This window comes from Streptomyces sp. NPDC088812 (genome assembly GCF_044750285.1).
In the GTDB taxonomy this organism is placed as follows: domain Bacteria; phylum Actinomycetota; class Actinomycetes; order Streptomycetales; family Streptomycetaceae; genus Streptomyces.
This window is the reverse complement of record NZ_JBIVJP010000005.1, coordinates 305,772-329,638: the sequence shown is the minus strand read 5'-3', so window position 1 is coordinate 329,638 and position 23,867 is coordinate 305,772. Positions and strand designations below refer to the sequence as shown.

General features: G+C 73.4%; 19 protein-coding genes, 6 tRNA genes and 1 pseudogene. 9 read left to right on the top strand and 17 right to left on the bottom strand.

Annotated features, from left to right (window positions below):
• Positions 1 to 7: 7 nt before the first annotated feature.
• From ACIP67_RS11750 to ACIP67_RS11730, 5 genes are all read right to left on the bottom strand, one after another.
• On the bottom strand, positions 8 to 883 hold the full coding sequence (locus ACIP67_RS11750) for a carbohydrate ABC transporter permease (RefSeq protein ID WP_401690839.1): 876 nt from the start codon (positions 881 to 883) through the stop codon (positions 8 to 10).
• Positions 880 to 1,836: a carbohydrate ABC transporter permease gene (locus tag ACIP67_RS11745; protein ID WP_401690837.1), complete on the bottom strand. Its 957-nt coding sequence runs from the start codon at positions 1,834 to 1,836 to the stop codon at positions 880 to 882. The genes ACIP67_RS11750 and ACIP67_RS11745 overlap by 4 nt, the downstream gene beginning before the upstream one ends.
• Before the next feature lie 14 nt (positions 1,837 to 1,850).
• Positions 1,851 to 3,137 carry an ABC transporter substrate-binding protein gene (locus tag ACIP67_RS11740; RefSeq protein ID WP_401690835.1) on the bottom strand — a complete coding sequence of 429 codons (1,287 nt, stop codon included), beginning with the start codon at positions 3,135 to 3,137 and terminating at the stop codon, positions 1,851 to 1,853.
• Between the two features lie 1,556 nt (positions 3,138 to 4,693).
• Positions 4,694 to 4,765, bottom strand: a tRNA-Val gene (locus tag ACIP67_RS11735).
• A 76-nt stretch (positions 4,766 to 4,841) separates the two neighbouring features.
• A complete protein-coding gene (locus ACIP67_RS11730) occupies positions 4,842 to 5,300 on the bottom strand; it encodes a TIGR02611 family protein (RefSeq protein WP_401690833.1) in 459 nt (152 codons plus the stop codon).
• A 191-nt stretch (positions 5,301 to 5,491) separates the two neighbouring features.
• Between ACIP67_RS11730 and ACIP67_RS11725 the strand changes: the two genes are divergently transcribed.
• Complete coding sequence (locus ACIP67_RS11725; protein WP_004002642.1) at positions 5,492 to 5,905, top strand: SsgA family sporulation/cell division regulator; 414 nt, start codon at positions 5,492 to 5,494, stop codon at positions 5,903 to 5,905.
• Between the two features lie 231 nt (positions 5,906 to 6,136).
• Positions 6,137 to 6,697, top strand: coding sequence for a CGNR zinc finger domain-containing protein (locus ACIP67_RS11720; protein ID WP_401691000.1), 561 nt, complete (start codon positions 6,137 to 6,139; stop codon positions 6,695 to 6,697).
• Positions 6,698 to 6,850: 153 nt separating this feature from the next.
• On the opposite strand, the gene ACIP67_RS11715 is transcribed toward ACIP67_RS11720, so the two are convergent.
• Positions 6,851 to 7,003, bottom strand: a complete 153-nt coding sequence (locus ACIP67_RS11715) for a hypothetical protein (RefSeq protein ID WP_187750717.1) — start codon at positions 7,001 to 7,003, stop codon at positions 6,851 to 6,853.
• Positions 7,004 to 7,315: 312 nt separating this feature from the next.
• A complete protein-coding gene (locus ACIP67_RS11710) occupies positions 7,316 to 7,762 on the bottom strand; it encodes a hypothetical protein (protein ID WP_401690831.1) in 447 nt (148 codons plus the stop codon).
• A 702-nt stretch (positions 7,763 to 8,464) separates the two neighbouring features.
• Between ACIP67_RS11710 and ACIP67_RS11705 the strand changes: the two genes are divergently transcribed.
• Positions 8,465 to 9,010 carry a DsbA family protein gene (locus ACIP67_RS11705; protein ID WP_401690830.1) on the top strand — a complete coding sequence of 182 codons (546 nt, stop codon included), beginning with the start codon at positions 8,465 to 8,467 and terminating at the stop codon, positions 9,008 to 9,010.
• Between the two features lie 124 nt (positions 9,011 to 9,134).
• Here the strand turns inward: ACIP67_RS11705 and ACIP67_RS11700 are convergent, their stop codons facing one another.
• From ACIP67_RS11700 to ACIP67_RS11690, 3 genes are all read right to left on the bottom strand, one after another.
• Complete coding sequence (locus ACIP67_RS11700; protein WP_401690828.1) at positions 9,135 to 9,959, bottom strand: GNAT family N-acetyltransferase; 825 nt, start codon at positions 9,957 to 9,959, stop codon at positions 9,135 to 9,137.
• Positions 9,960 to 10,231: 272 nt separating this feature from the next.
• Positions 10,232 to 11,053 carry an aminotransferase class IV gene (locus tag ACIP67_RS11695; protein ID WP_401690826.1) on the bottom strand — a complete coding sequence of 274 codons (822 nt, stop codon included), beginning with the start codon at positions 11,051 to 11,053 and terminating at the stop codon, positions 10,232 to 10,234.
• A complete protein-coding gene (locus tag ACIP67_RS11690) occupies positions 11,050 to 12,093 on the bottom strand; it encodes a chorismate-binding protein (protein WP_401690824.1) in 1,044 nt (347 codons plus the stop codon). The genes ACIP67_RS11695 and ACIP67_RS11690 overlap by 4 nt, the downstream gene beginning before the upstream one ends.
• Positions 12,094 to 12,282: 189 nt before the next feature.
• Between ACIP67_RS11690 and ACIP67_RS11685 the strand changes: the two genes are divergently transcribed.
• The 5 genes from ACIP67_RS11685 (at position 12,283) to ACIP67_RS11665 (ending at position 12,737) form a co-directional block, all read left to right on the top strand.
• Positions 12,283 to 12,355, top strand: a tRNA-Gly gene (locus ACIP67_RS11685).
• A gap of 39 nt (positions 12,356 to 12,394) precedes the next feature.
• Positions 12,395 to 12,468: transfer RNA gene (locus tag ACIP67_RS11680), tRNA-Cys, on the top strand.
• Position 12,469: 1 nt separating this feature from the next.
• A tRNA-Val gene (locus tag ACIP67_RS11675) sits at positions 12,470 to 12,541 on the top strand.
• A gap of 18 nt (positions 12,542 to 12,559) precedes the next feature.
• A tRNA-Val gene (locus tag ACIP67_RS11670) sits at positions 12,560 to 12,631 on the top strand.
• A 34-nt stretch (positions 12,632 to 12,665) separates the two neighbouring features.
• Positions 12,666 to 12,737: transfer RNA gene (locus ACIP67_RS11665), tRNA-Val, on the top strand.
• A gap of 115 nt (positions 12,738 to 12,852) precedes the next feature.
• Here ACIP67_RS11665 and ACIP67_RS11660 read toward each other — a convergent pair.
• From ACIP67_RS11660 to ACIP67_RS11645, 4 genes and pseudogenes are all read right to left on the bottom strand, one after another.
• Positions 12,853 to 13,152, bottom strand: coding sequence for a zf-TFIIB domain-containing protein (locus ACIP67_RS11660; RefSeq protein WP_401690822.1), 300 nt, complete (start codon positions 13,150 to 13,152; stop codon positions 12,853 to 12,855).
• An 81-nt stretch (positions 13,153 to 13,233) separates the two neighbouring features.
• Positions 13,234 to 14,172 (bottom strand): phosphotransferase enzyme family protein, encoded by a 939-nt coding sequence (locus ACIP67_RS11655; protein WP_401690820.1) that lies wholly within the window; start codon positions 14,170 to 14,172, stop codon positions 13,234 to 13,236.
• A gap of 328 nt (positions 14,173 to 14,500) precedes the next feature.
• Entirely contained in the window at positions 14,501 to 14,698 is a 198-nt protein-coding gene (locus ACIP67_RS11650) for a hypothetical protein (protein WP_401690818.1), read from the bottom strand.
• 200 nt (positions 14,699 to 14,898) lie between these two features.
• Positions 14,899 to 15,109: pseudogene (locus ACIP67_RS11645) on the bottom strand (hypothetical protein); the annotation flags it as partial.
• 196 nt (positions 15,110 to 15,305) lie between these two features.
• Here ACIP67_RS11645 and ACIP67_RS11640 point away from each other — a divergent pair.
• Positions 15,306 to 16,763: a protein kinase gene (locus ACIP67_RS11640; protein ID WP_401690998.1), complete on the top strand. Its 1,458-nt coding sequence runs from the start codon at positions 15,306 to 15,308 to the stop codon at positions 16,761 to 16,763.
• A gap of 81 nt (positions 16,764 to 16,844) precedes the next feature.
• Here ACIP67_RS11640 and ACIP67_RS11635 read toward each other — a convergent pair whose 3' ends face one another.
• The 3 genes from ACIP67_RS11635 to cobT all read right to left on the bottom strand — a co-directional run bounded on the left by ACIP67_RS11635 (position 16,845) and on the right by cobT (position 23,777).
• Positions 16,845 to 17,663, bottom strand: coding sequence for a TrmH family RNA methyltransferase (locus ACIP67_RS11635; protein ID WP_401690816.1), 819 nt, complete (start codon positions 17,661 to 17,663; stop codon positions 16,845 to 16,847).
• Positions 17,664 to 17,728: 65 nt separating this feature from the next.
• On the bottom strand, positions 17,729 to 18,979 hold the full coding sequence (gene cobA, locus ACIP67_RS11630; RefSeq protein ID WP_401690814.1) for a uroporphyrinogen-III C-methyltransferase: 1,251 nt from the start codon (positions 18,977 to 18,979) through the stop codon (positions 17,729 to 17,731).
• A gap of 343 nt (positions 18,980 to 19,322) precedes the next feature.
• Positions 19,323 to 23,777 carry a nicotinate-nucleotide--dimethylbenzimidazole phosphoribosyltransferase gene (cobT, locus tag ACIP67_RS11625; protein ID WP_401690812.1) on the bottom strand — a complete coding sequence of 1,485 codons (4,455 nt, stop codon included), beginning with the start codon at positions 23,775 to 23,777 and terminating at the stop codon, positions 19,323 to 19,325.
• Positions 23,778 to 23,867: the final 90 nt, after the last annotated feature.

Here is a 23,867-nt window from a genome sequence, read left to right as displayed (position 1 = left end):
GACCGTCTCAGCCCTTCAGTCCGGACGTCGCCATACCGTCGATGAGGTAGCGCTGGAAGGCCATGAAGAAGGCGATGACCGGCACCAGCGCCACCAGCGACATCGCGATCATGCTGCCGTAGTTGGAGATGCCCTCCTGGTCGCGGAACATCATCAGGCCGAGCGAGACGGTGTACTTGTCGGGGCTGTTGAGGTAGATCAACGGCCCCATGAAGTCGTTCCACGCGTTGATGAAGGTGAAGATGGCGCTGGTGATGATGGCGGGGCGGCACAGCGGCAGCACGATCGACCAGTAGGTCCTCAGGTGCCCGCAGCCGTCGAGCTTGGCGGCCTCGTCCAGCTCGCGCGGCAGCCCGCGCATGAACTGCACCATGAGGAAGACGAAGAACGCCTCCGTGGCCAGGAACTTGCCCGCGACGAGCGGCACCAGCGTGTCGACGAGTTCCAGGTTGCGGAACATCACGTACTGCGGGATGAGCAGCACGTGGTACGGCAGCAGCAGCGTGCCGATCATCAGCGTGAACAGCAGGTTCCGTCCGGCGAACCGGATCTTGGCGAAGGCGTACGCGGTCAGCGAGCTGGACACCACGACACCGACGACGGCGAGGACGGCGTACATCAGCGAGTTCACGAAGAAGCTGCTGATGGAGATGCCGGAGATACCGTCGGCGAGCCCGGAGAAGTTCGCCCAGACCGGCTCGGTGGGCAGCAGGTCGAGGCTGGCGATGATGTCCTTGCTCGGCTTGAACGAGGCACCGACCACCCAGACGACCGGGTACAGGACGACCGCGAGGACGAGGAGCGCGCCCACGTGCCAGGCGATCGATCCGGTGCGCCGCCGCTCGTTCGCGGTGCGCACCACAGGGCTGGTGGCAGTGGTCACTTGGCGGCCTCCTCGTAGTGCACCCACTTCTTCTGCGACCAGAACAGGACCGCCGTGACGAGCGCCACCGCGACCACCAGCGTCCAGGCCATCGCCGAGGCGAAGCCCATCTGGGCCTCCTTGAAGCCCTTCTGGTAGAGGTAGCAGGTGTAGACGAGCGTGGCGTCGGCGGGCCCGCACCGGGTGTCGGAGACGACGTACGCGGAGCCGAACACCTGGAACGCGTGGATGGACTCCAGCAGCACGTTGAAGAACAGCACCGGGGAGATCATCGGCAGCGTGACGTTCCAGAACCTGCGGAAGGGTCCGGCACCGTCCATCTCGGCGGCCTCGTACAGCTCCCGCGGGACCTGCTTGAGGCCGGCCAGGAAGATGACCATCGGCGCGCCGAACTGCCAGATGCTCAGTGCCACCAGGGCGTAGATGACGTAGTCCGGGTTGCCGATCCAGCCACCCACGTCGAGACCGAAGATCTTCTGCGTACGGTCCACGACCGCGTCGTCCGAGAACAGCGCCCGCCACACGAAACCCACGGAGACGCTGGCGCCGATGAGCGAGGGCATGTAGAACGCGGCCCGGTACAGGCCCTGCCCTCGCCGCTTCTGCGCGAGCAGCAGCGCGACGCCGAGCGCGAGGAGGAGCTTCAGCGGAGTGGCCACGACGACGTACTTCAGCGTGACCTGCACCGACTTCTGCCAGCGTGGGTCCTGGAACATCGTCGTGAAGTTGTCCAGCCCCACCCACTGGGGCGGCGTGAACAGGTTGTAGCTGGTGAACGCGTAGTACAGCGACGCGATCATCGGCCCCGCCGTGAGCAGCAGGAACCCCGCGATCCACGGCGACATGAAGAGATAACCGGCGAGGTTCTCGCGGCGCCGCCCGCGGCGCCCGGCGACGGGAGCGGCGGACCGCTTCCCGGCCGAGCGCGCGGGCGCTTCCTTGACGAGCGTCATGGTGGTACGTCCCCTCAGCCCGCGAACGCGGCCTTGGCCTCGTTGAACAGCGTCTTGGCGGCGTCGGCGGGCTTGGTCTTGCCCTGGGCGACCTCACCGCCGATGCGCAGGAAGGCCGCCTCGATGACATCGGCGCCGGACGGGTGCGGGGTGATCTTCCCGAGGACGCCGGCCGCGGCGACCTCCTCCTCGTACGCCTTGACTCCCTTGTTGTTGTCGTCGGTGGGGGTGAACGCGTCGTACTGCTCGGTCGTGGCGAGGATGCCTCGGTCGTAGCCCATGATCTTGCCGACCTCGGGGTCGTGCACCATGAAGTCGATGAACTGCGCGACCTCCTTGGGGTGCTTGGTCCCGGAGAAGGCGCTGAGCATCAGCGAGCCGAGGTACTGGCCGGTGTTCTTGCCGTCCGTGGTGGGGATCGGCGCGAGCCCGTAGTCCGACTCGCCCTCGCCCTCGTAGCGGATGGAGAAGTTGTCCCAGGTGAACTCGGACGCGGCGAGGCCTGCCGACAGACCGGACTTGGGCTTGGCCTGCTCGATCTTCTTCGGGTCGGCGACGAGCCCGGACTTCACGCGCTTGTAGCCGTCCTCCCACCACTGCGTCAGGTCGTCCTCGGTGAAGCCGAGGTCGGAGTCGGTGAAGAAGGCCTTGCCGTTCTGACGCAGGTACAGGTCGTACAGGTACATGATGCTGAAGTAGCCGGTGTCGCCGGCGATCTTGGCCTTGTCCTGAATGGTCTGGAGCGCGTCGAAGTACTCGTCCCAGGTCCAGCCGAACTTCGCCTCGACGCCCGCCTTCTTGAAGGCGTTGAGGTCGATGACGAGCGACATGGTGTTGGCGCCGACGGGGATGCCGATCTGCTTGCCGTCGACCTGACCGTTGGCCAGAACTCCGTTGCGGAAGTTCTCCAGGTCCAGATTCCCCGCGTCCGCCTGCGTCTTGAGGTCCAGCAGAACACCACGCTTGTCGTACTTGCGCAGGAATCCGACCGCGTTCTGGAAAACGTCCGGCGGATTCCCACCGGAGGCCTGGGTCTGGAACTTCTCCCAGAACGCCTCGTAGTCGGTGAATTCGGGCTTGATCTTGATCTTCGGGTACTTCTTCTCGAAGAGTGCGATCGTCTTCTTGATGGCGATGGCGCGCGGCTCACCACCCCACCATGCGTAACGGAGCGTCACCGTCCCGTCCCCGGAACCGCTGTCGCCTCCGCATCCCGTGGTAGCGGCCAGCCCCAGGGTGGCCGCCGATGCCCCGGCCACCTTCAGGATCGTTCGCCTGTCAACATTCCTGCTGGCTCCCACAGCCGGCCTCCCCGCAGCGTCGTTGCCGCTTGCATGAATCGTTTCAAGAAAGCGCTTGCTGGCACAAGGTACGAGGGGGTCGCAGGAGCGTCAATGATTCGGACAGGAATTTCTTGACGGGCGGGCGCGGGTCGGCGGCGGGGCCGACGACTGACATCCCGTCAGTGACGGAAGGAAAGCGCAGGTGAGAGGCGGACGTTCGGCTGCTCGGACAGCGGGCGGGGGGTTGGCGGGGGTGTGGGGGCGGCCGGAATTCGCCGACGGCGGGGCAGGGAGGAGAGCAGGGTGCCGGGGCGGCTGGGCGGCGGGCCGGTGCGAGCCGAGGGCGAGGGTGGCGCCCGCGTCGCGCAGGTCGCGCAGGTGCGGTGCAGGAGGCGCAGGAGGCGCAGGAGGCGCACGAGGTGCACGAGGTGCACGAGCACGAGGTGCACGAGCACGAGGTGCACGAGGTGCACGAGGAAAGGCGCACGGGAGAGGTTCCGGCAGAGCAGGAGGAGGCGGGGTCACATCGGGGCGGGCACCCCGGGCCGCGGACGCATCCAGTCAGCCGGACTCCCCCTGCCGTCACCGCACGTCCATCGACCGGGGCTCCCGCTGCGCCCAGTGCGCGTCCCGGCACCCGGGCACCCGCTACCGCCAGCGCGCGTCCAACCACCCGGGCACCCGCTGCCGCCAGTGCGCGTCCCGGCACCCCGGCCTCTTCCGCCGTCACCGCGCGTGCAGCCACCCGGTGTCCCTTCGTCTCCACCGCGCGTCCAGCCACCCGCCCCTCCCCTGCCGCCACCGCACGTATGGCCCTTCCGGCCATCGGCGACCCCCGCACAGGGCGGTGCGCCGACCGACCGTGCCGGGCAGCACCCCGTGCCGAGATGACGGCCTGCGCCAAGGTGACGGTATGTGCTTGAGCGGCAAGGATGGACCACGACGGCTCAGCCCGCCACCCTGGCAGGAGAGGAACCGGCCGGTCGACGGAGGCCGTACGGCGAGGCGGCGCGAGCCCCGAGCCGTCGGCCGGTACCCCGGTCCCACCCCGTGGCCCCGCACGGGCAGCCAGCGCTCCTCACGGCGCCGAGGAGCCGACGCCGGGGTTCCCTCCGCGCGTCGCCTCATCCGCGCTTCACCGCTCTGGCAGCCCCCTGCGCCCTCTCGGGCCCCTGCGCCCTCACGGGCCCCTGCGTCCTCTCGGGCCTCCCGACAGCCGGTTTCAGCGGCGTCCGGCCGGAGGCGCCATGCCAGGTGGAGGCGCCATACCAGGCCCGGAGGTCCGGCAGCCCGGAGGCCCGGAGGCCGGGCAGCCGGGCCTCCGGGTGGGCGGGCCTCCGGGTGGGCGGGCGGCTCGGCGGCCGGGCGAGCGGGTGGGCGGCCGGGCGAGCGGGTGGGCGGGCGGGCGAGCGGGTGGGCGGGCGGGCGGCCTGGAGGTCCGGCGCGAGTCCTCGGGTGGTTCCCGCGCCACTGACGGCACACGGCGTCGGGCCCGACGGCACGCCGGAGGAGGCGCGCGACGGGCATACGACGGCGGCCCGTCTGCTCTGTCGCAGACGGGCCGCCGTGCCGGGTGGGCGATACTGGGTTCGAACCAGTGACCTCTTCGGTGTGAACGAAGCGCTCTCCCACTGAGCTAATCGCCCGGGCGCAGGAAGAACATTACCCCATGTCAGGGGGTGCCTGTGACCGGCCCACCGGTCCGTGCGCCGCTGCCGCGGATCACTGGTCCTCGATGTTCCAGGGCATCTCGAAGCCGAACTTCCACAGGTAGATACCGACGATCACCGCGATGATCAGGAGACCGATCGAGGTCAGGATGATGTTGCGCCGCCGCACCTTCGGGTCGAGCGCGCGCTGGGCCGCCTCGGTGACCTTGCGCTTGGTCCAGCGCAGGACCAACTGTGCCCAGACGAACTCGGTCGCCCAGATCGCCATGCCGCCGAAGATCACGATCCAGCCGGGTCCGGGCAGCGGCAGCATGATGATGCCGGCCACCACGACCGCCAGGCCGACGACAAAGATCCCGACCTGCCAGCTCAGGTGCAGGACGCGGCGGGCCTTGACGAATTCCGGCGCCCGGGAGCCGAGTGCCTGCTCCTGCTCCTGCGCCGCCCCGTCGGTCCCCGCGTCCTCCGCCGCCATGGCTACCTCGCCCGGCTCGTCACTCCCCGTATTCATACAGGCCAACCCTACCCGAGAGATTCCGGTCACCGTAATGGTGGTACTCCCCGAACGATCTCTCGGCCGGAAGGGTTACATAAACGCACGCAAAACACTCAGAGGGGTTTACAACGGCACCGTAGGTGGCATGTCGATTTCGCCGACGTGCGAATCCCCGAGCGCACACTGAGCGAAAGGCCCTGGCGCTTATGAACACCACGGTCAGCTGCGAGCTGCACCTGCGCCTCGTTGTGTCGAGCGAGTCCTCCCTGCCTGTCCCCGCAGGCCTGCGGTACGACACGGCCGACCCCTACGCCGTGCACGCCACCTTCCACACCGGAGCCGAGGAGACCGTCGAGTGGGTGTTCGCCCGCGACCTCCTCGCGGAGGGCCTGCACCGGCCCACGGGCACCGGCGACGTCCGTGTCTGGCCGTCGCGCAGCCACGGTCAGGGCGTCGTGTGCATCGCCCTGAGCTCTCCGGAGGGCGAGGCTCTGCTCGAGGCCCCGGCGCGGGCCCTGGAATCCTTCCTGAAGCGAACGGACGCGGCTGTGCCCCCGGGCACGGAGCACCGCCACTTCGACCTCGATCAGGAGCTCTCGCACATCCTGGCGGAAAGCTAGGGCGAAGCTCCCACTGAGCCGCCCGGCGCCGTCCACTCGGGGAGACGGCTCGGGCCAGGACAACCGCATAGGGCATGCGCCGGCGCCGCGCCACGGGTCACCGTGGCGCGGCGCCGGCGTGTCCGGTGCGTGTCCACGGGCGTCGACGTGCCGTGGTTCGACGGCCCGGTGCGGCTACCATCGGCCAGCATCGGCGGGCGTCCGCCCGACCCCCAGGCCAGGGAGCGAAACGTGCTGATCACCCACGACACCCGGTGTGCACTCGATGCCGTGGTGGATCTGGTCAACACCGCACCGGAGGACGACACCGCGCAGGACGGGTTGCCGGACGTCGCCGCCCTCGCGGACTTCGTACGAAAGCACGAGATCAGTGACGTCGGTGTGCTATCCGACTTCGACCTCTCCGCGGTGCGCAAGATCCGAGCACGGTTCGCGAACATCTTCGCGGCGTCCGACGCCCGCGCCGCCGCCGCACTGATCAACGAGCTGGTGGCCGCCGCCGGCACCACGCCCCGGCTCACCGATCACGACGGCTACGACTGGCATGTGCACTACTTCGCGCCGGGTGCGTCGATCGCCGATCACCTGGCGGCCGACTGCGGGATGGCGCTTGCCTTCTTCGTGGTGGCCGGCGAGCAGGAACGGCTTCGGCGCTGCGAGGCCCCGGACTGCCGGCGTGCCTTCGTCGACCTCTCCCGCAACCGCTCCCGCCGGTACTGCGACAGCCGCACCTGCGGCAACCGCCTGCACGTGGCGGCGTACCGCGCACGCCGGAAGGAGGCCGCGGGCTGAGCAGCCGCTGGACCACTCCCCCGGTACGGAACCGTCGATCGCCGTCTCCCCTCTGGTCAGCCGATCCGGTCGCCGGGTCCGTCGGGCGCCGGTGCCGGGGTCTCCGATGCCGACGCGGCCCCGGCGGGTGGCGCCGGGTACCGCGGGTACGGCTCACAGCAGCAGCAGGTCGTGCAGCGCAGCCATGAGCAGCAGACTCCCGATCACCGCAAGGAAGATCATCAGCGGTGGCTGGGAAAGGGCGAAGAGGCACCCGCGCGGCTCGTCCTGAGGCGGCGCGGCATCGCTCTGTGTCGTGTCCAGCATCTCGCGGGCGATGATGACGCAGGCGGCACCGGCTATGCGATCAACACGCCCGGATTGAGCGGGTGTTCGCCGATTTAGTAAGGTCGACTTCCGGCCGTGATCATTTTCGCGCGGGTGCGGCTCGACTGTGTCGCTTCAGGTGCGGATGCTGTGCCGACCTGCGCCGGACCGCATCCCGCACACCGGGCCGGGCAGGTCCGGTGTGCCGCGCGGGGTGCCGATGCCCGGCGGCGTACGCAGCCGGTGTGGTCGGCACAGCCGGTGCTGGCGATGCTGCCGGTGCGGCACCACTTCACCCGGTGCGCCGCCGCTTCATATGCCGTGCTTCTTCAGGATGGCCTCGATGTCACTGAAGTCGTCCGCGGCGGTCTCCCTGGGCGTGGCCGCGGGACGGGACGCCGGGCGGGAGCCCTGCCCCAGGGAGGGAGCGGAGACGCCGGGGGCCACGGCGTCGGGCTGCGCGGTCCGCGCCGCCGCCTTGCGCTCCTTGCGGGTACCGCCTCGGCGGCGGCGCTCCACCGCCCGGGTGGTCGCCAAGAGCCCCCAGGCCACGCCGAGCACACCGAAGCCGGCCCAGGCAACGGGACTGAAGGCGGTGTCCGCGACCCACTCGACGGCACCGGTCATCACGAGGCCGAGCGGGACGAGTGCGTAGGCCGCGATCCGGGCAGCCGCCAGGAAGCGCTTGCGGTAGGCCGTGATCGCGGCGATGCCCAGGCCGGCCGCGGCCACGGCGGAACAGACGGTCTCGGCAATCATCCGGTCCTCCAGGCAACGGTGACGTGACGCACTCGGGCAGGGACGGCTCGGCACCGCGGCACGGCAGCGCTTCGCCCCTCCATCCTGCACCTGCGGGGTGCCCCCGGGCCATGGGTCCGAGCGGACATCAGGGACATCTCGGGGTCGACTCCTCCGCGGGTCCCGGTCGGCGTCGCGCAGTGTGCGGGCCGGCGCTCCGGTCAGGGAGAGCGGTGCGGATCGGCCCGCCCCCGGCCTCAGACGCGGCGCAGGGCGAGGGCCCGGTCCGGATGGGGGTGGGGTGGCGCAGGCGAGAGCCCGGCCCGGATGGGGGTGGGGTGGCGCGGGCGAGAGCCCGGCCCGGATGGGGGTGGGGTGGCGCGGGCGAGAGCCCGGCCCGGGTCGGGGCGGCGCAGGCGGGAGCCCCGTCCGGACAGGGGCGCCGCAGTGGGGAAACCCGTCCGGACCAGGGCGCCGCAGTGGGGAACCCCGTCCGGATCGGGGGGCACAGGCGGGAGCCCGGTCCGGATTGGGCTGGCGCAGGCGGGAGCCCCGTCCGGACAGGGGCGCCGCAGTGGGGAAACCCGTCCGGACCGGGGCGGCACAGGCGGGAGCCCGGTCCGGATCGGGGGGCACAGGCGGGAGCCCCGTCCGGATTGGGGGGCACAGGCGGGAGCCCCGTCCGGATTGGGGTGGCGTGGCGTGGGCTGGGAGACTGGTGCCATGAGTGACTCCTCCCCCGCCTCCGCCCCGGCGCCCGCGGCCGCCGGTCCCTCCGCGGTCGTCCTCGACGTCTGGTGCGAACTGCAGTGCCCGGACTGCCACCGCGCCCTCGACGACCTCCACGCTCTGCGCGAGCGCTACGGGGACCGCTTGGAGGTGCGGCTGCGGCATTTCCCGCTGGAGAAGCACCAGCACGCCTTCGCCGCCGCGCAGGCCGCCGAGGAAGCCACGGAGCAGGGCAAGGGCTGGGCGTACGTCGAGGCGGTACTGGGCCGGGTCGAGGAGCTGACCCGTGGGGGAGAACCCTTCCTGGTCGAGGTCGCCCGGGAACTGGGGCTGGACGCCGAGGAGTTCGACACCGCGCTCATCGACGGTCGGCACATCCTGATCGTGGACGCGGACCAGGCCGAGGGCAAGGCGATCGGAGTCACCGGCACCCCGACGTATGTCATCGGCGGTGAGCGCCTCGACGGCGGCAAGAGCCAGGAGGGGCTGCGCGCGAGGGTCGAGGAGATCGCCGACCGGCTGCTGACCGGACAGGGCTGACCCCCCGGGCGGGACCGGGCCCGGCAGGCCTGGCCCCTCGGGCGGGACCGGGCCCGACAGGCCTGGCCCCTCGGGCGGGACCGGGCCCGGCAAGGGTGACGCGCCGGGCGGGACCGGGGCGGTCTCAGAGCAGCTGCTTGTACAGCGAGTAGCTCACCGGGACGTAGCCGAGTGAGGCGTAGAGCCGCTCGGCGGGGGTGTTGCCGACGAAGACGTTGAGGCCGATCACGCGTTTGCCGGCGGCGGCTGCCTGTGCCTCCGCCAGCAGCATCAGGGACCGGCCGTGGCCACGGCCCCGGAAGGGCTCGGCGGTCTCGACGTCGAAGACGAAGGCCTTGTCCTCGCGGAACGACACCCACAGGCTGCCGACCGGCGTGTGTTCGTGCTCCAGGACGCTGAACAGCGTGTCCTCCGTCGCCAGGCGCCGCGGCAACAGCACCTCGTGGTCCCGTAGCGACTTGGCGAACGCCTCGTCCTCGGGCACGCCCTGGTCGAGCCAGACCCGGGCGTAGCCGGGGACGGCCCGTTCGTACCACCGCTCGAACTCGGGCTCCGTCATGGGCCTGGCCCGGCTGCCGGCGGGCAGCTCGGGCACGGACGTGCCGAGGGGCTTCTCCATGCCCCGGTTGCGCTGGACGTAGCCGAGCGCGGCCGCCAGCCGCAGTGCGGCCTCGGCGTGGGCGGGCACCCTGGTCTCGATCCGGGCGCATCCCCAGCTCCGGGCCACCTCCTCCGCGGCGAGCGCGGCCACCGTGGCCCGGCCGCGCCCGCGGTCCGGCTCCTCGATGTGCAGATCCGCGATCTGGGCGACACGGGGACCGAAGGATTCGGACGTCGAGAGGTGGATCGCTCCGACGGGACGGCTGTTCACGCACACCTGGTAGTGGCGGAACAGCGCCCCGTCCGCACCGTGCTGGAGCGGCTCGGTCGGCCGCAGGGTCGTCGTCATCACGGGTGTTCTACCCACTGTCGCGCTCCGGCTCAGCCGAATGTACGCGCACGCGGTGGACGCACACACAGCATGGGCGGACGCCTCCGCGCGAACGCCGAGGACGGCGCCCCCGTGCAACGGCCCGGCACGGACGGCACCGTGCAGCGGTCGGGCGCGAACGGCCCCGTGCAACGGCCGGGCACGGACAGCCCCGTACAACCGCCGGGCACGGACGCCTCCGTGGAACCACCGGCCGCGGACGCGTCCCGATGGCCGCCCGGCCCCGCCCGTCACGGATCGAGGTCGTCGCCCGCCCGCTCCTCGAAGACGCGCATCGCCTTGGCGGTCACCGGTCCCGCCGCGCCCGGCAGTTCGCGGCCGTCGACGCGGTGCACTGCCTGGACGTCCCGCAGGGTGGAGGTGAGGAAGACCTCCTCGGCCCGCTGGAGCACCTCCAGGGGCAGATCGGTCTCCTTGGCGCCGGTCCACTCGACGGTGAGCGCCCGGGTGATGCCCGCGAGGCAGCCGGAGGCGAGCGGCGGGGTGTGGATCTCGCCGTCCAGGACGACGAAGACGTTCGATCCGGTGCCCTCGCAGAGCCGGCCGGCCGTGTTGGCGAACAGGGCCTCGGAGGCGCCCTCTTGGTGCGCCCGGGCCAGCGCGACGACGTTCTCGGCGTACGAGGTGGTCTTCAGGCCGGTGAGCGCGCCGCGTTCGTTGCGGGTCCAGGGGACGGTGATCACGGCCGTGGAGTCGGGCCGGCGGGTGGTCTCGCCGAGGGCGACGACCAGGGTCGGGCCGTGCTCGCCCCGGTCGGAGCCGAGCGGGCCGTGGCCGCCGGTGTAGGTGATGCGCAGCCGTCCCAGCGGCATGGGGTTGGCCTCGAGGACTGCGGCGCAGGCGCGGCGGACCTCGTCGTGGTCGGGGTCGGGCAGCCCGAGGCCGCGCGCGGAGCGGGTCAGCCGGTCGAGGTGGCGGGTCAGCGCGAACGGCCGGCCGGCCACCGCCTTCACGGTCTCGAAGATGCCGTCGCCCACGGTCAGGCCGTGGTCGAAGACGGAGACGCGCGCGGACTCGCTGTCCCGCAGCCCGCCGTCGAGCCATATCTTCACGTCAGGGTCCTTCCATCCACCTCGTACGCTCCCGACGCTACCGCGAGCAGCCGGGCCGCCTTCAGCTCGGTCTCCCGCCATTCCGCCTCGGGGTCGGACCCCCAGGTGATGCCGGCGCCGGTACCGAAGCGCAGGACTCCTTCCGCGCGGTCGATCCAGAAGGTGCGGATGCCCACCGCCAGCTCGGCGGTGGCGCGGTCGGCGTCGACCCAGCCGATGCCGCCGCAGTACGGGCCGCGGGGCGCGGTCTCGAGCGCGTCGATGATCCGCAGGGCGCTGGACTTGGGGGCGCCGGTGACGGAGCCGGGCGGGAACGCGGCGTCCAGCAGCTCCGGCCAGCCCGCGCCGTCGCGCAGCTCGCCGCGGACGGTCGACACGAGGTGGACGAGACCGGGGTGCTTCTCGACCGCGCACAGGTCGGGGACGGTGACGCTGCCGGTGAGGCTGACACGGCCGAGGTCGTTGCGGACCAGGTCCACGATCATCACGTTCTCGGCGTGGTCCTTGTCGAGGAGGTCCGCCTCGGTCCGCCCGGTGCCCTTGATCGGCCCGGACTCCACGGCCCGCCCGTCCCGGCGCAGGAACAGCTCGGGCGACGCGGTGGCGATCTCGACGCCGTGCCCGGGCAGGCGGATCGTTCCCGCGTACGGCGCCGGATTGCCGCGGGACAGCAGGGCGGTCAGCGCGTCCACGTCGGCGTCGGGTGCCACCGACGCGGAGAGGACCCGGCAGAGGTTGGCCTGGTAGACGTGGCCGGCCGCGATGTGCTGCCGTATGCGGCGCACGCCGGCCGTGTACGCGGCGCGGTCCAGGGACGACGTCCAGTCGTCCGGCGCGGGTCCCCGCCACTCCCCCGGTGCGGGCGCGGGCACCGGCTCGACCCGCACGTCCGCGAAGCGCGCGCAGACCAGACGGCCCTCGAAGTCCGCGCAGACGGCCCAGAAGCCCTCGGAGTCGAGGGCCGCGGGATCGTCGGTGACGTCGAGGAGCCCGGTGGCGACGCGGTCGCCGAAGCGGGCCAGAGGAGGGAGGTCGAGCACGCTGTCGAGTCTAGGGCGGGCGTCCCGGCGACGGCCCGGGCACGTCCCGAGGGGGGCCTGAGCAGGCACTGTGGCCGGTACCCGGGGAGACGCAGCGCAGCACGCTGCACAAACGCGTTTTTGTACTGGCCGAGGAATCCGCTAGAGTTCAACACGTCGCCGGGACGCGCAAGCGGACCGAAACGACAGGCGGACGTAGCTCAGTTGGTAGAGCGCAACCTTGCCAAGGTTGAGGTCGCGAGTTCGAGCCTCGTCGTCCGCTCGAAGGAACGAGGGGATCTTCCCGAACCCCTGCACTCCTGGTGGAGTGGCCGAGAGGCGAGGCAACGGCCTGCAAAGCCGTCTACACGGGTTCAAATCCCGTCTCCACCTCCAAGGACGATTAGCTCAGCGGGAGAGCGCTTCCCTGACACGGAAGAGGTCACTGGTTCAATCCCAGTATCGTCCACTGGATCTTCGGATCCCCGCGCGATTAGCTCAGCGGGAGAGCGCTTCCCTGACACGGAAGAGGTCACTGGTTCAATCCCAGTATCGCGCACGCAGCACTCACGGCCCGCGGGTCGTGGTCCCGAGGACGATTAGCTCAGCGGGAGAGCGCTTCCCTGACACGGAAGAGGTCACTGGTTCAATCCCAGTATCGTCCACACACCGGAGCCCCCGGCCGTTCCCACGGCCGGGGGCTTCTCCGTATGCAAGTGCTACAAGAGCCACGAGAGCTGCAAGTGCTGCGGAGGTGGCGGGCCGGGTGGCCCGCCGGGCTCAGCTGGAGAAGAGCATGTGGCCGAAGCTCTTGTGGCGGTGGTGACCGTAGTGCCCGCCGTGGCCGCCGTGGCCGCCGTGCGGCGTGCCCCAGGCCGGGGCGGGCGGGGCGGCCGGCGGGTAGGCCTGCGGGGCGGCCTGGGGCGGCGGGGCCGGCTGCGACCACTGGGACTCCAGACGGGTCAGCGCCTCCAGTTCGCCGTAGTCCAGGAAGATCCCGCGGCAGTTGCTGCACTGCTCGATCTGGACGCCGTTGCGGTTGTAGGTGTGCATCGGAGCGTGACACTTCGGACACTGCATGGTTCGGCTCAACTCCTCGCCGGTCGGTCCTGCTTCGCCTATCGCCGGGACAGACTCTGTCCGGCAGCGGTCGGTTGCACCCTACTTGGCGGAGTTCGGCGCCAACTGCGGAGGGAGGGACCCCATTCGGACACAGGCGTCGACGAGACTCCGCTCGACCTCGTCCAACGACCGTCCGCCCCGCGCGAGCACCTTGGTGAGGGCACGGGCCGCGCTCTGGACGGTGAGGGCGCGGGCCGGGACGTCGAGGTCGGGCCAGGGGTCGCCGTCGGCGGGGACGGCAGGGCCGTGCGCCTGCCGGTAGGCGGTCAGGAAACGGGTCCACTCCTCGGGCGGCAGCAGACCGCAGGCGTACCAGGCGGCGGGCCGGGCGAGGTCCCAGGCCGGGACGCCGACACCGAGGTCGTCGACGTCGATGAGGCGCCAGGGGCCGTCGGGGGCCGGATGACGGACGAGCTGGCCGAGGTGGAGGTCGCCGTGGCAGACGGTGGTGCCGTCCGGCATGGGTGCCTCGGCGCGGGCCCAGGCGGGCAGGGTGTCCCAGGCGCGCAGGACGTCGGCCACAGCCGGGTGGGGGCCGGCGGCACGCAGGCGGGCCACGGCGTGGGCGGCCTTGGCGGGACCCCGCATCGGCGGCAGCGGGGTGGGCGCGGCCGAGCGGTGCAGACGGGCGAGGAGGGTCCCCGCGGCCTCCCAGGGCGCGGCGTCCGGGTCGTCCGCGTCCACCGGGGTGCCGTACGGCCAGAAGGTGACCAGGCGGCCGTGGAGAGCAGCGGGCGTCGGGGTGAGCGGCGGGAGGAGGACGTCGGGCAGGTGCGCGGCGGTGACGAGGCGGGGGGCGAGTGCGCCGGCGGCCGTGTCCGGGGCGTGGGCCTTGGCGACGGTGCCGGCGTGGCGGACGACGGTGGCGTCGGCGCGGTCGGCGAGCGTGGCGGTGCCGCAGGCGCACTCGTCGACGGACGCATGGGCGGAGCTGCGCGCGCGGGCGGCGAGCGCCGGGAGCAGGGGGACGGCTGGCATGGAACTCCCTCGGCGGCACCTGACGTCGGTTCGCTGGTGAGGGTACGTGCCCGGAGGAGGGAGTACGCCGAGGGGCGGGGACCAGGGGCGGAGGCGAGAGCCCCGACGGACGGGGAGCGGCCGGGTACCGGGAACGCCACGCCACGCGAGGGGCGCGAGGGGCGGGACACAGGCAGCGCACGGGCGGCAACCGTGCCGGAAAAGGGCAATGCCGGCGCAGCTCCCCAGCTGCGCCGGCATTTGTGCCGTCCGCCGCACCCCCGTCCCCACGGGGTTTCATGGGTGGATGTCCCCGCCCGGACCGCTCTTCCGGGCCTGGGGTCGCCGCTCAGCGCCCCAGCATCACGCCCACGGACGACGCCTGTGTGGTCACTGTCTCCCAGCCGTCGAAGACGACGAGGAGCAGGACCGCCAGAGGAAGGGCCATCAGCGTCGCCACCAAGGGGTGGCGACGGCCCTGGCCGCGGGCGCGGAGCGCGGTGCGCTCCTGGCTGCGGACGATCGTCCGCGGTGCCGTGTGGGCCATGGTCCCTCTCCTGACCGTATCGGTTGTCGTCGGCAGCGGCGGGTGTCTGACCTCGGGGGACGAGTGCTGCACCCGCCGCTTGACCTCCAATCTAGGCGCGTGGCGGAGGGCGGGCGTCATGCCCTCGTACCGATTGGCGGGCCTCCCGGAGGATGAGCCGTGACCTGGGGCGTACTCCCCTGGGTGGAGACGGTGGCCCAGGTCTCGGGGTCTTCCCGGAGGGGCCGTCCGGTACCGGGCTGCTTTCCCGAGTTGTCCTCGCGGGGGACCCCCCAGGGTGACTTCACTCACTTCCACCACCCCTCGGCGCACCGCCGTCTCCACCCGGCGGCCCGCCCTGCTCACCACCACCTCGTACGTCCGGGTCGTGTCGCCGGCGTCGACGACGATCTCCACCCGGTCACCCTTCATGGGTCCAATCCCCTTTCTGTGAGCCACCGTTGAGGCGCCGGAGGCAGCAAGGCACCAGTGGACGCGAGCCCTCTGACCGCTCTTCAAGTGGCCCACCGGGCACTGACAATCCGCCGGGCCGAGAGGGCGCGGCCTCTGCGCGCGGACGGCCGTGGAAACGTAAGCTGTGCCACGTCACACGGACCGGGCAGCGGGGATGAACATGGCGATGATGCGCCTGAGGCGCGAGGACCCGCGCGTCGTCGGCTCGTTCAAGCTCCACCGACGGCTCGGCGCGGGCGGGATGGGCGTCGTCTATCTGGGTTCCGACAAGAAGGGGCAGCGGGTCGCGCTGAAGGTGATCCGGCCCGATCTGGCGGAGGACCAGGAGTTCCGGTCGCGGTTCGCGCGGGAGGTCTCGGCGGCGCGGCGGATCAGGGGCGGGTGCACCGCACGGCTGGTCGCGGCGGACCTGGACGCCGACCGCCCGTGGTTCGCCACGCAGTACGTGCCCGGCCCCTCCCTCCACGACAAGGTCAACGACGACGGTCCCCTGGGGGCCGCCGAGCTCGCGGCGATCGGGGCCGCGCTGTCCGAGGGGCTCGTCGCCGTCCACGAGGCCGGGGTCGTGCACCGGGACCTGAAGCCGTCGAACATCCTGCTCTCCCCCAAGGGACCGCGGATCATCGACTTCGGCATCGCGTGGGCGACGGGGGCCTCGACACTGACCCACGTCGGTACGGCGGTCGGCTCGCCCGGTTTCCTGGCGCCCGAGCAGGTGCGCGGCGCGGCGGTCACCCCGGCGACCGACGTCTTCTCGCTCGGTGCCACGCTCGCGTACGCCTCGATGGCCGACTCCCCCTTCGGGCAGGGCAGTTCCGAGGTCATGCTGTACCGGGTGGTGCACGAGGAGCCCCAGCTGCACGGCGTACCGGATGCCCTGGCCCCCCTGATCCGGGCCTGTCTGGCGAAGGACCCCGAGGAGCGGCCCAGCACCCTGGAGCTGTCGCTCAGGCTGAAGGAGATCGCGGCCCGCGAGGCCCACGGGATGACCGAGGTCCGGCCGCCCGTGCCGCGGGCCAGTGAGGCGGACCGGCCGACCGGGCGGCTGACCGATCCCGGTTTTCCGCAGCCCACGCTGCGTCGGCCCGGCACTCCGGTGCCACGGGGCGGGGTGCCGTCCTCGCGCGGGGCGGTGCCGCCTCGGGGAGGCGCGCCCTCGCGGGGCGGTGGCGCCGCGCCGGGCGGGAGCGCCTCGAGGGGCGGAAGTGGCGCGCGGCGCGGCGATGTGCCGCCGTCGTCGCGGTCCGGGGCCCGCCCCACTCCGACCGGCCGCCCCGCGCGCGCCGCACGCGGCACCCGGTCCGGCAGCGGCAGCCGGCCGGCGCCCCGCGGCGCCTCGGGCCGTACGGCGCCGCGGTCCACGGGGACCGGGCTGCGGCCGGCCAATCCGCGGCTGCTGCGGCAGCGGTTGTTCGTCTTCGTCGTCGTGACGCTGCTCGTCGCGCTCGGCATCGCCGTCGTCCAGGGCTGCCAGGGTCCCGCCCGGGGACTGGGGGGCGGCGACGGCATCGTGAAGGATCAACGGCAGGGGCAGGGGCAGGGTCAGGCAGTGGATCAGGGGCAGAGGCAGGACCCGTCTCGACCGGGGGCCGGCGGGGGGTCGGCCGGGTAGGTACCGGGCCGGGGCGAGCGGCCGGCGTGTGGTCCGGGGGCCCGGGCCCCGGGTCCCGGTTCCTCGCCTCGTCGGACGCGCCTAGGCCCGCGGGCGGCCGGTCGCCACCGCGTAGAAGGCGACCGCCGCGGCCGCGCCCACGTTGAGCGAGTCGACGCCGTGGGACATGGGGATGCGGACCCATTCGTCGGCGGCGACCAGGGCCTGGGTGGACAGGCCGTCACCCTCCGCGCCCAGCATGAGGGCGACCCGGTCCATGGTGTGCGGCGCGGCCTCGTCCAGGCTGCGGGCCTTCTCGTCCGGGGTGAGGGCGAGGAGCGTGAACCCGGCCTCGCGGACCGAGTCCAGGCCCTTGGGCCAGCTGTCCAGGCGGGCGTACGGCACGGAGAAGACCGCGCCCATGGAGACCTTCACACTGCGCCGGTAGAGGGGGTCGGCGCAGTCCGGTGAGAGCAGGACGGCGTCCATGCCGAGGGCGGCGGCCGAGCGGAAGATGGCGCCGATGTTGGTGTGGTCGTTGACCGATTCCATGATCACCAGACGGCGGGCGGTGCGCAGGAGGTCGGCGGCCGTCGGGAGCGGCTTGCGCTGCATGGAGGCGAGGGCGCCGCGGTGGACGTGGTAGCCGGTGACCCGTTCGGCGAGCTCCGGGCTGACGGTGTACACCGGGGCCCGGAGCTCGTCGATGACGTCCCGCATGACGTCGACCCACTTCGCGGAGAGCAGCATCGAGCGCATCGCGTAGCCGGCCTCCCCGGCGCGCCGGATGACCTTCTCGCCCTCGGCGATGAACAGGCCCTCGGCGGGCTCGCGCCGACGGCGCAGCTCGACGTCGGTCAGGCCGGTGTAGTCGCGCAGACGCGGGTCGCCGGGGTCCTCGATGGTGATGAGATCGGCCACGGGGGGTGTTACCGCCTTCTCCTGGGTGCGGTGCGGACGGCTCGGAACGGGGCTGTCGCCCGCGGTCAGGCCGGCGTGTGCGGTGGTGCCGGGGTACGCGGGCCGACGGTGACGACCTCGCCGACGACGATGACCGCCGGGGGTTTGACCTCCTGCCTACGGACCGTCTCGGCGACCGTCGCCAGGGTGGCGTCGACGCGGCGCTGGGCGGACGTCGTGCCCTCCTGGACGAGCGCCACGGCGGTGTCGGCAGGCTTGCCGTGCGCCACCAGCGTCTCGGCGATCCGGCCGATCTTGTCGACGCCCATGAGGATCACGAGGGTGCCGGTGAGCTTCGCCAGCGACGCCCAGTCGACCAGGGAGCGCTCGTCGTCGGGGGCGACGTGGCCGCTGACCACGGTGAACTCGTGGGCGACGCCGCGGTGGGTGACCGGGATGCCGGCCGCGCCCGGCACCGAGATCGAACTGGAGATGCCGGGGACGACCGTGCAGGTGATGCCCGCGTCGGCGAGCGCCTGGAGTTCCTCCATGCCGCGGCCGAAGACGTACGGGTCGCCGCCCTTGAGCCGGACGACGGACTTGCCCTGCTTGGCGTGCTCGATCAGCGCGTTGTTGATCGCCTCCTGGGCCATGTAGCGCCCGTAGGGGATCTTCGCCGCGTCGATGACCTCGACGTGCGGCGGGAGTTCGGCGAGGAGGTCGCGCGGGCCGAGGCGGTCGGCGATGACGACGTCGGCCTCGGCGAGGAGCCGGCGGCCGCGGACCGTGATCAGGTCCGGGTCGCCGGGGCCGCCGCCGACCAGGGCCACGCCGGGGGTGCGGGTGCGGTGGTGCGGTGCCACCAGGGTGCCGTCGCGCAGGCCCTCGACCACCGCGTCGCGGATGGCGGCGGTGTGGCGGGGGTCGCGGCCGCGGGCGTTCGTGGTGAGGACGGCGACCGTGACACCCTCGCTGGTGCCGGTGGCCGGGGTCCAGGCGGTCGCCGCGTCGGCGTCGTCGGAGCGGACGCACCAGACGCGGTGCGCCTCCGCCTCGGCCGAGGCACGGGCGTTCGCCTCCGGGTCGCTCGTGGCGATCAGGGCGTACCAGGCGTCCGCGAGGTCGCCCTCGGCGTAGGGGCGCCGCGTCCAGGCGATCTCGCCCGCGTCCGCGATGGCCTCGACGGACGGGGTGGCCGTGGGGGACACGAGGACGATGTCCGCGCCCGCCGCGATGAGTGCCGGGAGGCGGCGCTGGGCGACCTGGCCGCCGCCGAGGACGACGACCCGGCGGCCGGTGAGGCGGAGGCCTACGGGGTAGGCGGGGTGTTCGGCCATGAGGTGCGGCTCCTCTTGCGGCGGTGCGATAGCCCTGACGTGCGGATTTTAAGCTGCGAGCGTTTCTGGCGGATCAGGTGTCCGGTGGCTGGGCACGGTGGCCGGGCCGGGCGCCCGGACGGGCACGCGCCCAGCCGGTGCGTCCGGCCCGTGCGGCCGGGGGTGCGGACGGGCGCCCAGCCTGTGTGCCCAGCCGGTGCGGACGGGCGCCCAGCCTGTGTGCCCAGCCGGTGCGCCCGAGGGTGCGGGCGGGCCCTGACGGTCCCGGAGCAGGGACGACGGCGGGCGCGACGCCCACCGTCCCCGGTCACCTACTGCCCGGTCACCCACTGCCCCGCAACCGCTACTTCTCGGTCACCCCGGCCGAGTCGAACGTCGCCACCTCGTGCATCGCCCGGGCTGTGCTCTGGACCATGGGGAGGGCCAGCAGGGCGCCGGTGCCCTCGCCGAGTCGGAGGTCGAGGTCGACCAGGGGGCGCAGGCCCAGCTTGTTCAGGGCGGCCACGTGACCCGGCTCCGCGCTGCGGTGGCCCGCGATGCAGGCCGCGAGGACCTCGGGAGCGATGGCGCGGGCGACCAGGGCGGCGGCGCCGGCGCTGACGCCGTCCAGGATCACGGGCGTACGGAGGGATGCGCCGCCCAGGAGGAGGCCCACCATCGCGGCGTGCTCGAAGCCGCCGATCGCGGCCAGGACTCCGATGGGGTCGGCGGGGTCCGGCTGGTGGAGTTCGAGGGCGCGGCGGACGACCTCGGTCTTGCGGGCGAGGGTCTCGTCGTTGATGCCGGTGCCGCGGCCGGTGACCTCGGCGGGGTCGGCGCCCGTGAAGACGGAGATGAGGGCGGCGGACGCCGTGGTGTTCGCGATGCCCATCTCGCCGGTGAGCAGCGCCTTGTTGCCGGCCGCGACCAGGTCGCGGGCCGTCTCGATGCCCACCTCGATGGCCTGTTTGGCTTCCTCGCGGGTCATGGCGGGGCCGGTGGTCATGTCGGACGTGCCCGCGCGGACCTTGCGGGGCAGCAGGCCGGGGGTGGCGGGGAGGTCGGCCGCCACGCCGACGTCCACCACGCAGACCTCGGCGCCCACCTGGGTCGCGAAGGCGTTGCAGACCGCTCCGCCGCCCAGGAAGTTGGCGACCATCTGGGCCGTGACCTCCTGCGGCCAGGGGGTGACGCCCTGGGCGTGCACCCCGTGGTCGCCCGCGAAGACCGCCACGGCCGCGGGCTCCGGGATCGGCGGCGGGCACTGGCGGGAGAGACCGGACAGCTGGGCGGAGATGATCTCGAGCATGCCGAGCGCCCCGGCCGGCTTGGTCATGCGCTTCTGCCGTTCCCAGGCCTCGCCGAGCGCCTTGGCGTCCAGCGGGCGGATGCCGGCGACGGTCTCCGCGAGCAGGTCGTGCGGGTCCTCGCCGGGGAGCGCGCGACGGCCGTACGTCTCCTCGTGGACGACCCACGACAGGGGGCGGCGCTTGGCCCAGCCGGCCTGCATCAGCTCGGGCTCGTCCGGGAACTCGTCGACGTAGCCGACGCAGAGGTAGGCGACCACTTCGAGGTGGTCGGGCAGACCCAGGGCGCGGACCATCTCGCGCTCGTCGAAGAAGCTGACCCAGCCGACGCCGAGGCCCTCGGCGCGGGCGGCGAGCCAGAGGTTCTCGACCGCGAGCGCGGAGGAGTACGGGGCCATCTGCGGCTGGGTGTGGCGGCCCAGTGTGTGGCGGCCGCCGCGGGTGGGGTCGGCGGTGACGACGATGTTCACCGGGGTGTCGAGGATCGCCTCGATCTTCAGTTCCTTGAACTGCTTCGCCCGTCCCTTGGGCAGCGACTTCGCGTAGGCGTCGCGCTGCCGCATCGCCAGTTCGTGCATCGCGCGCCGGGTGTCGGCGGAGCGGATGACGACGAAGTCCCAGGGCTGCGAGTGCCCGACGGAGGGCGCGGTGTGGGCGGCCTCCAGGACGCGCAGCAGCACCTCGTGCGGGATGGGGTCGCTGCGGAAGCCGTTGCGGATGTCGCGGCGTTCACGCATGACCTTCAGGACGGCCTCGCGCTCGGCGTCGTCGTACGCGGGCGCGGCGGGGCCGGTGGGCTGTGGTGCTTCTTCCACCGGGGCCGTGCTCTCCTCCTGGTCGGCGGCCCTGGTGTCCAGGTCCTCCGGGTTCTGCGCGACGTTCGGGTCGGGCTCGGGCCGCGGCTCGGCTCCCGGCTCCGTGCCGGGGGCGGCGGCCGCCGTGATCGGGGCGTCGGCTCCGCGGGGGGCGGGGACCGTGGCGAGGGGGGTCCCGGCCGCCTGGGCGGCAGCGGTCCCGGGCGCCGGGGCCACGAGCGTCTCCGCGCCCGGCTCGGCCGCCTGCGGGCCGTCCGGCAGCATGATGACGTGCGGTGCGGGTGCGGCCGGGGCGAGGTCAGGAGCGGTGGACACGGTGCCGTCCACCGGGACGGACTCGCCTGCGGGCGCCTCCGCCCCGGACTGCGCGGCGGCAGCGGCAGCGGGGTCGGCCTCGGCCGCCACCGGGGCGGCGCCGGTGTCCGGGGTCCGGGACGCCGGGTCCGCTCCGTGGTCGGGCGCCGGGGTCTCGGCCAGGGCCGGCTCCGCCGGCCGTTCGGGCTGCTGCTCCGCCTGCGGCTCGGGCTGCTGCACCGGCTCCTGTTCCGCCTGCGGTGCGGGCTGCTGCACCGGCTCCTGTTCCGCCTGCGGTGCGGGCTGCGGTGCGGACTCGTGCTCCGGCTGCGGTTCCGGGGCGGGGTGGTGCTCGGGTGCGGGCTCCACGAGGGCTTCGGCCGCGGGCTCCTGCTGGGGGGCCTGCCCGGCCTCGGCGGGCTGCTGCTGGGGCGCCGGCTCGGCGGGGGTGCCCTCGGCAAAGGCGCCCTCGGCGGGGACCGCGGAGGCGTCCGCGAGCTGGGCGCCGGGCGCGGCGGGTACGGCGACGGGTGCGGCCGGCACCTCGACGGCGGGCTCGGCGGCTGCGGGGGCGGCGGCTGCGGGAGTGGGCGCATCGGGTGCGGGGGCGGCGGCTGCGGCTGCTGCGGCGGCCGGGGAAGCCGGGGCGTCCGGCTGCTCGGCCGCAGCGGCTTGCTCCACGGGAACGGCCTGCACCACGGGAACGGCCTGCTCAGCGGGAACGGCCTGCTCCACGGGAGGGGCCTGCTCCACGGGAGGGGCGACCGGTTCCGGGACCTGCGGGGTCGCCGGGGCCGCCGCCTCGGGCGTTCCGGTGGCCTCCTGGACCGGGGCCGCGGCATCCATGGCGGGAGCTTCGGCGGCTGCGCCGGGGGCGGGCGGGGCGTCGGAAGCGACGGCCTCGGGGGCCGGTCCGGGTACGGGCACCTCGACGGCGTCGGCCTGCGCGTCGGCTGGAGCCTCCGCGTCCGCGGGGGGCGCCTCGGCCGGGGCGGGGGCGGCTGCGTCGGCTGCCGGCACCGGGGTCTCGGCGGCCGGCGCCGTCGCGTCGGCGGGTGCCTCCGCGACCGGGGCAGGAGGGGCGGGCGGGGATACCGCCGGGCCCTCGGCCGCCTGGACCGCGGGGGCCGCGTCGGCGGGCGTCTCGGCGGCGGGCGTCTCGGCAGCGGGCGTCTCGGCGACGGCCGCCTGAGGACCGTCGACCGGATCGATGGGCAGACCCGCGCCCTGATCGGCGGGCAGACCCGCGCCCGGAGTCTCCGCCCCGGGAACCAGGACGGGCCCGGACGGGACCGGCCCCGGCTCCGCCTGCGCTGCCTCCGCCGGCACGACCTCGGACGGCACCGGTCCGGACGGCACCGACTCGGCGCCCGTCCGCTCCGGCGCCTGCACACCCTCGGGGGCACCGGCGGCGGACTCCTGGGCGTACCCGCCCTGGTGGACCTGCTCGGCCTGCGGCACCTGGGGCCCGTCCACGGGCCCTCCCACGGCCGGCGCCGGGACACCGGCGGCGGCCCCGGGCACCTGTCCGGTTCCCGGCACCGGGGCGGGTACGGGCTCCGCCCCCGGCGTGTGCGGCGCGGCCCCGGCGGACACCGCGCCGGCGGTCACGGCCTGCGCGCCGGCGACGGTGCCGGGCTGCGCGGCCCCGCCGGGGTGAACGGCCTCCACGGGCTGCGGCGTCGCGGCGGCGTGCCCGTGCTCGTGCTCATGCTCCTGCTCGTGCTGCGGAACACCGGTGGCCGCGACGGCCTGCGTGGCCACGCGGGCCACGACCGCCTCGGCCGCGCCCACCGGCTCGGGCTGCTGCGGGGCCGCCGGGACAACCGTTTCGGCGGGGGCCGCCCCCGGGACGGCCGGCGCCTGGGGCGCGGCCTGGGCTCCCCAGGGAACGGCGCCCTGCGGGGCCGTCTCGCGCAGCGGCTGGGCGTCGAGGTACTCGGGGCCGGAGACGGGCGGGCCGGGGTGGCGTACCGGCGCTCCGGCGGGGCCGCGGTCGGCGAGGGAGCGCACCGGGCTGGCGGACGTGTCGGGCAGGGGCGGGCCCAGGTGCAGCGGGCGGCGGGGGGTGATCGGCGGGATCGGCGTGGTGGGGGCCGTGGGCACCGGGGGTGCCGTGGGGCCGGGCAGGCGGACGGCGCTGAGGTCGACCGATCCGCTGTCGCGGCCGGCCGTCTCGTGTGGGCCCGGTTCGTGCAGGGCCTCGACCACCGGCTCCGGTGCCGGCGGCGCCACCTCGTTGCCCCAGGCGCTCTGGGCGCCCGGCAGCAGCAACAGGTCCTCGTCCTCGGCTGTGGTCTCGGAGAGGTAGGTGTACGCGCCGGGTGCGGAGGCGCCCGGCTGATCCACCATGCCTGCGTTCTCCGGCAGTCCCTCGCCCGGAACCTGGCCGGTGTCGGTCATGCGTACCCCTCGCCCATCGGTTAGTGCTCCTACGACCAGCTCACCCGGAACGGCGCACCGACCGCCCCGTAGTGAAGAACGAGCGTCCGC

What these genes read in the sequence shown, in the direction of transcription:
- ACIP67_RS11710 (WP_401690831.1), bottom strand. Translation starts at nt 7,762, where the DNA reads ATGATTGCCGAGACCGTCTGTTCCGCCGTGGCCGCGGCCGGCCTGGGC.
- ACIP67_RS11705 (WP_401690830.1), top strand. Translation starts at nt 8,465, where the DNA reads ATGAGTGACTCCTCCCCCGCCTCCGCCCCGGCGCCCGCGGCCGCCGGT.
- ACIP67_RS11655 (WP_401690820.1), bottom strand. Translation starts at nt 14,172, where the DNA reads ATGCCAGCCGTCCCCCTGCTCCCGGCGCTCGCCGCCCGCGCGCGCAGC.
- ACIP67_RS11715 (WP_187750717.1), bottom strand. Translation starts at nt 7,003, where the DNA reads ATGCTGGACACGACACAGAGCGATGCCGCGCCGCCTCAGGACGAGCCG.
- ACIP67_RS11745 (WP_401690837.1), bottom strand. Translation starts at nt 1,836, where the DNA reads ATGACGCTCGTCAAGGAAGCGCCCGCGCGCTCGGCCGGGAAGCGGTCC.
- cobA (WP_401690814.1), bottom strand. Translation starts at nt 18,979, where the DNA reads ATGGCCGAACACCCCGCCTACCCCGTAGGCCTCCGCCTCACCGGCCGC.
- ACIP67_RS11640 (WP_401690998.1), top strand. Translation starts at nt 15,306, where the DNA reads ATGAACATGGCGATGATGCGCCTGAGGCGCGAGGACCCGCGCGTCGTC.
- ACIP67_RS11730 (WP_401690833.1), bottom strand. Translation starts at nt 5,300, where the DNA reads ATGAATACGGGGAGTGACGAGCCGGGCGAGGTAGCCATGGCGGCGGAG.
- ACIP67_RS11650 (WP_401690818.1), bottom strand. Translation starts at nt 14,698, where the DNA reads ATGGCCCACACGGCACCGCGGACGATCGTCCGCAGCCAGGAGCGCACC.
- cobT (WP_401690812.1), bottom strand. Translation starts at nt 23,777, where the DNA reads ATGACCGACACCGGCCAGGTTCCGGGCGAGGGACTGCCGGAGAACGCA.
- ACIP67_RS11660 (WP_401690822.1), bottom strand. Translation starts at nt 13,152, where the DNA reads ATGCAGTGTCCGAAGTGTCACGCTCCGATGCACACCTACAACCGCAAC.
- ACIP67_RS11725 (WP_004002642.1), top strand. Translation starts at nt 5,492, where the DNA reads ATGAACACCACGGTCAGCTGCGAGCTGCACCTGCGCCTCGTTGTGTCG.
- ACIP67_RS11700 (WP_401690828.1), bottom strand. Translation starts at nt 9,959, where the DNA reads ATGACGACGACCCTGCGGCCGACCGAGCCGCTCCAGCACGGTGCGGAC.